General features: G+C 63.2%; 11 protein-coding genes. 4 read left to right on the top strand and 7 right to left on the bottom strand.

Going from position 1 to position 7,357, the window contains the following annotated elements:
- A partial coding sequence (locus tag A2J03_RS27460; protein WP_156520623.1) for a DUF2461 family protein occupies nt 1-210 on the top strand: 210 nt, incomplete at its 5' end.
- 95 nt (nt 211-305) lie between these two features.
- On the opposite strand, the gene pucL is transcribed toward A2J03_RS27460, so the two are convergent.
- The 4 genes from pucL to uraD (A2J03_RS27480) are packed head-to-tail and all read right to left on the bottom strand — an operon-like array spanning nt 306 to nt 3,998.
- Entirely contained in the window at nt 306-1,226 is a 921-nt protein-coding gene (pucL, locus tag A2J03_RS27465) for a factor-independent urate hydroxylase (RefSeq protein ID WP_068380760.1), read from the bottom strand.
- Between the two features lies 1 nt (nt 1,227).
- Nucleotides 1,228-1,554: a hydroxyisourate hydrolase gene (gene uraH, locus A2J03_RS27470; protein WP_068380763.1), complete on the bottom strand. Its 327-nt coding sequence runs from the start codon at nt 1,552-1,554 to the stop codon at nt 1,228-1,230.
- Nucleotides 1,551-2,054 (bottom strand): 2-oxo-4-hydroxy-4-carboxy-5-ureidoimidazoline decarboxylase, encoded by a 504-nt coding sequence (uraD, locus tag A2J03_RS27475; RefSeq protein WP_082898129.1) that lies wholly within the window; start codon nt 2,052-2,054, stop codon nt 1,551-1,553. Before uraD (A2J03_RS27475) ends, uraH begins: the two co-directional genes overlap by 4 nt.
- 9 nt (nt 2,055-2,063) lie before the next feature.
- Nucleotides 2,064-3,998 carry a 2-oxo-4-hydroxy-4-carboxy-5-ureidoimidazoline decarboxylase gene (uraD, locus tag A2J03_RS27480; RefSeq protein ID WP_442971418.1) on the bottom strand — a complete coding sequence of 645 codons (1,935 nt, stop codon included), beginning with the start codon at nt 3,996-3,998 and terminating at the stop codon, nt 2,064-2,066.
- A 134-nt stretch (nt 3,999-4,132) separates the two neighbouring features.
- Here uraD (A2J03_RS27480) and A2J03_RS27485 point away from each other — a divergent pair, with 134 nt between their 5' ends.
- The gene (locus tag A2J03_RS27485) at nt 4,133-4,675 is read left to right on the top strand and encodes a nucleotidyltransferase family protein (RefSeq protein WP_068380768.1); all 543 of its coding nucleotides are present in this window, start codon (nt 4,133-4,135) and stop codon (nt 4,673-4,675) included.
- 69 nt (nt 4,676-4,744) lie between these two features.
- On the opposite strand, the gene A2J03_RS27490 is transcribed toward A2J03_RS27485, so the two are convergent.
- Nucleotides 4,745-5,587, bottom strand: a complete 843-nt coding sequence (locus A2J03_RS27490) for a helix-turn-helix transcriptional regulator (protein ID WP_082898130.1) — start codon at nt 5,585-5,587, stop codon at nt 4,745-4,747.
- A 55-nt stretch (nt 5,588-5,642) separates the two neighbouring features.
- Between A2J03_RS27490 and A2J03_RS27495 the strand changes: the two genes are divergently transcribed.
- Together A2J03_RS27495 and A2J03_RS31970 are read left to right on the top strand one after the other, a co-directional pair.
- A complete protein-coding gene (locus A2J03_RS27495) occupies nt 5,643-6,020 on the top strand; it encodes a VOC family protein (protein WP_068380771.1) in 378 nt (125 codons plus the stop codon).
- 27 nt (nt 6,021-6,047) lie between these two features.
- On the top strand, nt 6,048-6,380 hold the full coding sequence (locus A2J03_RS31970) for an HNH endonuclease (protein WP_331712412.1): 333 nt from the start codon (nt 6,048-6,050) through the stop codon (nt 6,378-6,380).
- Here A2J03_RS31970 and A2J03_RS27500 read toward each other — a convergent pair.
- The gene (locus A2J03_RS27500) at nt 6,332-7,039 is read right to left on the bottom strand and encodes a haloacid dehalogenase type II (protein ID WP_068380774.1); all 708 of its coding nucleotides are present in this window, start codon (nt 7,037-7,039) and stop codon (nt 6,332-6,334) included. The genes A2J03_RS31970 and A2J03_RS27500 overlap by 49 nt on opposite strands.
- 2 nt (nt 7,040-7,041) lie before the next feature.
- On the bottom strand, nt 7,042-7,357 hold a 316-nt coding region (locus tag A2J03_RS27505; protein WP_068380777.1), incomplete at its 5' end, for a hypothetical protein.

A 7,357-nucleotide genomic window follows, 5' to 3' on the forward strand; every position in this document is an offset into this window, starting at 1 on the left:
GACATCGGCGGTGACCAGCTCAAGACGAAGCCCCGGGGCTACGAGGCGGACCATCCGCGGATAGATCTGCTCCGGCACAAGACGCTTACGGTCAGCAAGCACTTCGGTTCACCCCCGTGGCTGGAGACTCCCGAAGCTGCGGTCCGTATTCGAGATGCGTGGCGGAACATGGCGCCGCTGGTCGAGTGGGCAGAGCAGGTTCTGAAGTAGGGCCTGCAGGCCCCAGTGGCACGAATAAGTGCATTGGGATGCACTTATTCGTGCCACTGGCGCGGAGCGCTTACCCGGCTACTGGCGCGGAGCGCCTACCCGACTACCGAGTACGTGCGCCAAGCAGATCCGCCGTCGGGAGCGTCCTCGCGTTCAACGGTGGCCTGGATGAGGCCGTACGGACGGTCGTCGGCGTTGAAGACCTCGTTGTTGTTCTCGACGCCGAAACGGCCGATGTCGTAGAGGAAGTGGTGTTTGTTCGGCGCGGACATGCGGATCTCCGCGATGAACGGGTACTTCTCGAGCACGGCTTCGCCCATTGCGTACAGCGTCTGCTGCAGGGCGAGCGATTGCAGGTTGGCGAACCGTTCGACCATCGCTGCTTTGACCCCGGCGTACACCGCGTCCCAGTCCACATCGGTACGCGTGTACCGCCATTGTGCGGTCAGCGACGTGGCCATCACTCGGTCGTGGGTCGGTTCGAGCACTGTCAGTTCGTCTTCGAGGAAGCCTGCGAACTCGGAGCCTGTTGACTTGAGAATGATCAACTCCTTGAAGCCGCTGATCACCCAGGTGCGCTGATTCTCGCCTTTGCCCTCGACGGTCACGGCGGAGGTTCTGATCTCTTCACCTTTTCGCGTCCAGGTGTGATTGTGCTCGGTGCCGTCGATCACGACTCGTTGCCACGCGAACTCTTCCAGCTCGATACGCGCCCCCTCGACGGGTTCGACGTCGTCGACGTAGTGGCGAGCGAGATCGAGACCGTAGCTCTCTATGTGCAGCAAACCCTTCGACTTGGCATAGGTGTAGGCGGTCTGCTTCTGGGTGTCGGTCGGGAGCACGTTCGACTGATCGCCGACGAGGTGTGCGGGGGAGAAGTCTCCGCGTAGGGCGCTGGAGACGTTGATGTCGTGGATCTCGTGTCGAGGTGTGTCTCGGTAGATGCGCACGACGCGATTCTCGGCCTTGCCGTACTGATTGGCCCCGAGGACGATCTTGCCGTTCAGGTCGGTCATGTCAACTCCCGCGATAGGTCGAATAGGCGAACGGAGACAACAGCAATGGAACGTGGTAGTGCGCCAGCGGGTCGGTGACGGTGAACGAGATGGACACCTCCGGATAGAACGTCGGCGTGCCGAGTTGCTCGAAGTACTGTCCGGTGTCGAACGAGAGTCGGTACGTGCCGGAGTCGATCGGTCCGGACAGCAACTCGGCAACCCGTCCGTCTCCATCGGTGGCTGCGGTCGAGATCTCACCGTCGGTCGCACTGAAAAGCGCAACTCGAATACCGACGGCAGGCTTGCCGCTGACCGCGTCGAGAACGTGGGTGCTCAGCCCGCTCATTCTTCCGGTCCCAGCATGCGGTTCAGCCGAATTCTGTTGATCTTTGCCAATTCCACTCGCAGTACCCGCCGCTCGGTCTCGGGGTCGTTCCCCAGTCTCTCCTCGAGGATAGCGAGCAACTCCGGAGCAGACCGGCCGGTAGCGCACACCAGGTATACGTGGCCGAACTGGGCCTCGTACTTGCGGTTTGCTTCGGCCAGCGCCGTGAGCACATCGGCGTCGGCGCTCTGTACCGCTGCCTGTTCGCGCTTCGACGACGCGTTGTCGGCCTTGTCTCCGATCCTCGGATGCCCGTCGAGCGCATTGTCGACCTCCGCTTCCGACAGCTCCGCGAGAACCCGATCGGCTCTGTCCAGAAGCTGATCTCGGGTGGAGTAGGGACGGGAGCCGGCGACGCGACGCGCCCAGATCGACGACGAGCAGCACTCGAACAATGCGTGCATCGCCTGTCGATCCGACAGCCTGTTCAAGCCATCCAGGCCTATCCATTCGTGTAACAATGCATCTCGCTATCTGTACTCGGTGAGGCGACCGAATCGGGCTGCGGCGATGGGGTTGGCGTCGGCGACGAGGTCATCGAAGCGGTAGTTCGCGATCTTGGCGATCTCGATCATCGCGAACGAACGTTCCGCGGCCGTCGCGTTCTCGATTCTGGACCACCCATTGGCAAGCACTCGATCGTATCGTTCGGTCTCGCGCGCGCAGATCACGAGGGGAAAGCCGAAGTGCTGCCGATACTCGGCCGCCAGTTGAACGATGTTCTCGTGCTCGTCTTCTTCGAGGTTGGACAGACCGGTGTGATCGGACGCGTTGAGCGTCCCGGTCGCATCTTCACTGCCCAGGTCGGGGTAGTTGTTGATGAGTTCGAGCTGCGCTTCCGTCGTGCCCGCCAGCAGGGATTCCTGGAAAGCCTCGCGCAGGCTGTGGGCGTCGGCGAACGGGGCCTGCTGGTACGCACGCTCGACCACCCATGGCGTGCCCTGGACGAGACCGCCGAAGGTGGCTGCGAACTCGTCCGGCGTCATGGCGTTGACCTTGTCGAGGGTGATGCCCTTGCCTGGGCCACCCGCGACAGCCTGCCCACGATTTCCGACGTGGAAGAACAGGACGTTCAGCACGATCGCAGTAACGGCGCCGAGGACGATTCCGCTTCCGAACAGCATCTCCAACCACGCTGGGACACCTTCGGAGACGCTCGGCTGAATCGTCACCAGCATGGCCAGACCGAGGCTGGTCGCGACGATGATGAGGTTTCGGTGATCGGTGAAGTCGACCTTCGAGAGCGTCTGGATACCGACGACGGCGACCGTCGCGAACAATGCGAGCGCTGCGCCACCCAGAACGGGAGGTGGAATCGACGCGACGACTGCCGCGGTCTTCGGTAGAAGTCCGAGCAAGATCATGATGCCGCCTGCCGCCGCGACGACCCATCGGCTCCGGATGCCGGTGAGACGAACGAGTCCGACGTTCTCCGAGAAGGCCGTGTACGGGAACGAGTTGAAGGTGCCACCGATGACCGTTGCGACACCGTCCGCGCGGAGAGTAGCCGCGATATCGTCCTTCTTGATGCGTTTGCCGACGATTTCTCCGGTGGCGTAGACACTGCCTGTGGTCTCGACAGCAATGATGAGCATGACCACGATCATCGAGATGATGGCGATGAGACTGAACTTGGGGGCACCGAACAGGAACGGCTGGGTGAAGCCGACCCACGACGCTTCACCGGTCCCGTCGAAGCTCATGTCTCCCAATACGAATGCGACGGCGCTGCCGATCACCAACCCGAGGAGAACGGCGATCGTCGCCATGAACCCTTTGAAGAACCGCTGGATCAGCACGATGATCAGCAGGGTGCCGATGGCGTAGGCCATCCATCGACCGTTGGTCGGATCTTGTTCGTGTGTAGCAGGATTGGTGACTGCGTCGTTCACCGCGACGGGCAGCAGTGCAACACCGATGATGGTGATGACAGTGCCGGTGACCACAGGCGGGAAGAACCTCAGCAGCTTGCTGAAGTACGGAGCCATGAAGAACGTGACGAGGCCGGCGACTATCACCGCCCCGTAGACGTACAGCAGTCCCTCGGTGCCTCCGCCGTTGGCCATTGCGATCGCGATGACCGGCGACACGCCTGCGAATGTGACGCCCTGCAGCAGAGGCAGCCGCACACCGATCTTCCAGAAGCCGACCGACTGGATGATCGATGCGATTCCGCATGTGAACAGATCTGCGTTGATCAGGTGGATCAGTTGTTCGTTGGTCAGACCGATGGCGCTGCCGATGATGGTCGGCACCAGGACGGCACCCGCATAGAACGCGACGACATGCTGGAAGCCGTAGGCCGCAAGCTTCGGAACGGGCAAGACTTCGTCGACGGGATGAACACGGCGACGTTTGGTGGGTTGGACGGACATGTGGGCACCTCGCGGTAGCAAGCAGGGCATGAGTTCCTGCGGCGCTGCAGGAGGAGTGTTATCAGAATCCGGCATCTCGTCGGTTGTCGCGAGTCGAGCGGGCACAATAATGACCGTCCACCGGGCCGCAAGCCTTGTACGAACATCCAAACGGAGGGTGCCGGGTGTCGGAAGACGCAGTGGGAGTGTTGCTGGCCGCCGGTGCCGGCAGGCGGTACGGCTCCCCGAAGGTCCTCGCACATGGCGGCGACTGGCTCGATATCGCCGTGCGTGCGTTACTGGACGGTGGCTGCGAGAAGGTACTCGTCGTGCTCGGTGCTGCCGACGCGCCGATGCCTGCCGGTGCCTCCGCCGTCGAGGCGCTGGACTGGGCGTCGGGTATGAGCGAATCCCTGAAGGCGGGTCTGTCGGCGGCAGGCGACGCAGACTTCGCGGTGCTGCACGTCGTCGACACTCCCGACGTCGGATCCGAGGTGGTACGGGCTGTGCTGGCGGCCGCCCGTTCGTGTGCTTCGGGCATCGCACGAGCAATGTTCGACGGCTCGCCCGGTCATCCCGTCGTCCTGGCGCGTCGGCATTGGGAAGAGGTCATGTGCGCGTCGACGGGCGACAAGGGTGCGCGCGAGTTTCTGCGAGGTCGCAACGACGTGGTTGTGGTCGAGTGTTCCCAGTGGGCGACGGGTGTGGACCACGACTACCGTTCGTGACCGATGTGCAGGCCGCAGGGATGATGGCGCCATCGCCGCGTGTCGATGGCGAACTGCGGGAGTTCGAACTCACCTCCCGTAGGCGCTCGGCGGTACGCCGATGAGTTCGGTGAACTCGCGCGAGAAGTGCGCCTGGTCGAACCAGCCGTATCGCGCGGCCAGGTCCGCGAGCGATCCGTCGTACCCGTCGTCCAGTTCGGTCACAACGTCGTGGATGCGGTACCGCGCGAGGACCCACTTGGGCGGCGCACCGATGTACTTCGCAAATAGTCGTTGTAACCGACGTGCACGGATATCGCAGTGTTCCTCGACCTGCGCGACTCGAATCAACGTGCGATCGTTCAACATGGCCGCGACGATGCCGAGTAGTTCATCGTATTCGGGATCGGTTGTCCAATTGAGGTTCTCCAACGCCGAGTCTGCACTCTCGCGACAGGCGTCGGCCCCCAGGTGCGGTCCGAGTTGGGCCAACGCGTCGACCGTCGCTGTCGGAATCGAGGATGGCGGAGACACCGGTGTATCTCGGAGAGACCTGGCATCGGCACCGGTCAGGCTGGTGAAGCCACCGGGGCGAAATTTGATACCGAGGACCCAACCGGTCGCGGCGAGAGTCACGTCGAAGCGGCGGGTGAGAACGCCGGTCACGACGACGGGCCCGCCGAGTGCGGCGACACCGTCACGCACCCAGCCTTTCTCGACGCTGAGCGTGTGCGCGGGATGCGGAAGTGTCGAACTGCGGTACGACGTCCCGGACGGAAGATCCCAGTGCAGCATCCAGTAGTTCTCCACCCAGTGCGTGAGCGACGGCGCGCACGGCAGCCTGAGGAGGTCGACATGCCGGGCCAACTGATCGGGTCGCAATACACCTGCGCCCGTCGATGTGGAGCCTGTCGGATTTTTACTAGCCGTCATGGGCCGAGTCTAGAAGGCTGGACCGAGACCCAACCCCTTCTCGAGGAGACCGAACATGACCGATACTCCCGTCGCCAAGCTCGAAATGGTCACGCTGGACTGTGCGGATCCCGAAGCGAGCGCATCGTTTTGGTCGTCCCTGCTTGGGTGGAGCATCGTGCACGCCGAAAAGGACTACGCGATGCTCGCCGGACCTTCTCACGCACTCGGCTTCGGCCGCGTCGAGGACTATCACGCTCCGGCGTGGCCTAATCCGAACGGCAGCAAACAGTTTCACTTCGATCTGTCGGTGGAAGACCTGGACTCCGCGGCACGCAAGGCCGTCGAAATGGGCGCGACACTGCCCACCGATCAGCCGGGGGAGACCTGGCGTGTACTCCTCGACCCGTCCGGGCATCCGTTCTGCCTGACCAAGGCGGAGAACTGGGGCTGAAGGACACTGGTTCCCGGGCATTCGCCGATGCTCGGACGTGAGCACCGCGCCGCCGTCATCGCCGGCGCGACGGGGAACAGAAGTAATGACGGCGCAACAGATCTCGCCAATCTTGTTCTGTTGTGCGGCGATTGCCATCGAGACACCACAACAATGGCTGGACGGTTGCCATCGGCGATGATGGGCACCCCTATGTCATTCCGCCGGCCTCCGTCGACCCCGAGCGAAATCCCGTCCCCAGCTATCATCGTCGCCGAAGATCGGCTGCTTAGATCAAGCTACTATCGGCGCCTCCAGTGCCCCCGACACGCTCAGCATCCGAGCAGCTCCGCGAGATCGGTGATCGACCCGACGCTGTAGGTCCAATCCGATTCCGCGGCAAGGTCGGTGGTTTGTGCGTCCCCGTGTTCGAGGGGGCGACGGACGAACGCCGTCTCGAAGCCACAGTCCCTGGCTGCGGTCAGATCGCTGTTGTGGGCAGCGACCATCATGCAGTCCTGCGGAGCAAGCCCGAGGATGTCTGCGGTGCGGAGGTAGGCCTCGGGCGTCGGCTTGTACGCGCGGGCGGTTTCGGCGCCGAGGATCGCATCCCACGGCAGCCCGGCGTTCTTTGCCATGTCGAGGAGTAGCGAGATGTTGCCGTTGGACAGGGGTGCGACGACGAACCTGGACTTCAGGCGCCCGATGCCCTCGACGGAGTCTGGCCACGGCTCGAGTCGATGCCACGCGAAGTTCAAGGCATTGACTTCTTCGTCGGGCAGGGTGATGTCGAACTCCGACAGTACTGTTCGCAGGCTCTCCCTATGCAGGTCGTCGAGGCGAGTGAAGTCTCGGACGCCTGAGCGCACCTGCTCCATCGCGGGCTGATACAGACTGCGCCAGCGATCGGCGAAGGCGTAGGAATCGGTGTGGGAAGGGAGTGCTGCCGCGCAGTGGGCAGCGATGCTCGTGCGCCAATCGACGACTGTGCCGAAGACATCGAACAGCAGAGCTTTCGGCGCTCTTGCTTCTGTGGCCACAGCTAGCGGTCGCGCCTCTTCGAGCGGTCCCCGCCGAACAGCAGGGCGCCCGCCAGCGGGATGAGGAGGAAGAACAGCCAACTGTTGGACACCGGCACGACGAAGAACAGAATCAACGCGATGATGGGAGCTGCGCCCATGACTGCCTTGCGCCAATCCCAGCCGTCGTCGTCGTCGGCGGCGGGCTGGGCGGGGGTCGTGGCGGGCTCGGTCGACCTCGAGATGTCGAGCGGACGCGAGTCGGTAGGCGCGAGCGAGGGAGTCGGAAGGTCTGTGAACACCGAATCGAGTTGTCCGCGCGTCGTTGCGGCCGCGACC

The sequence above is a fragment of the Rhodococcus sp. EPR-157 genome (assembly GCF_001647195.1).
Lineage (GTDB): Bacteria > Actinomycetota > Actinomycetes > Mycobacteriales > Mycobacteriaceae > Rhodococcoides.

What these genes read in the sequence shown, in the direction of transcription:
- uraD (WP_442971418.1), bottom strand. Translation starts at nt 3,998, where the DNA reads ATGCCCTGCTTGCTACCGCGAGGTGCCCACATGTCCGTCCAACCCACC.
- A2J03_RS27490 (WP_082898130.1), bottom strand. Translation starts at nt 5,587, where the DNA reads ATGACGGCTAGTAAAAATCCGACAGGCTCCACATCGACGGGCGCAGGT.
- uraH (WP_068380763.1), bottom strand. Translation starts at nt 1,554, where the DNA reads ATGAGCGGGCTGAGCACCCACGTTCTCGACGCGGTCAGCGGCAAGCCT.
- A2J03_RS27495 (WP_068380771.1), top strand. Translation starts at nt 5,643, where the DNA reads ATGACCGATACTCCCGTCGCCAAGCTCGAAATGGTCACGCTGGACTGT.
- pucL (WP_068380760.1), bottom strand. Translation starts at nt 1,226, where the DNA reads ATGACCGACCTGAACGGCAAGATCGTCCTCGGGGCCAATCAGTACGGC.
- A2J03_RS31970 (WP_331712412.1), top strand. Translation starts at nt 6,048, where the DNA reads ATGCTCGGACGTGAGCACCGCGCCGCCGTCATCGCCGGCGCGACGGGG.